This window comes from Bradyrhizobium sp. Kon58 (assembly GCF_055807455.1).
The window spans coordinates 1-383 of the sequence record NZ_JBVVOT010000201.1; the positions used below are offsets into that span (position 1 = coordinate 1).

General features: G+C 60.3%; 1 protein-coding gene. It reads left to right on the forward strand.

What is annotated here, in order from left to right; translation table 11 throughout:
* Positions 1 to 102: 102 nt before the first annotated feature.
* Positions 103 to 383: transposase (locus tag AC0L20_RS40115; RefSeq protein ID WP_473295687.1), on the forward strand; the 281-nt coding region annotated here is incomplete at its 3' end.

Sequence of the window (383 nt, forward strand, 5' to 3'; positions counted from 1 at the left end):
GATTGCAGGGATTGGGGGCTTGAGGCCCCCAAACCTTGCAATTTTCGTTTGTGGATTCCCTTTCGCTGCGGACCATGATTCTGTGGTGCATCGGAGGGGCCGATGCGACCGAAGAAGCACAGGACGACGGGATCGAACGATCTGTTCCGGGCGCGGCTGGACCAGATCATCAATCTGAAGCACGAGCTGGTTCTGCTCGCCGGCAAGATCGATTGGGACTGGATCGACGGCGGGGTCGCGCCGCTCTACAGCGAGAATGGCCGGCCCGGGATCGAGACCCGGTTCATGATCGGGCTGCTGTTGCTCAAGCACACTTACGGGCTGTCCGATGAGGGCGTTTGCGAGCGCTGGGTTCACGACCCGTATTTCCAGTTCTTCACCGG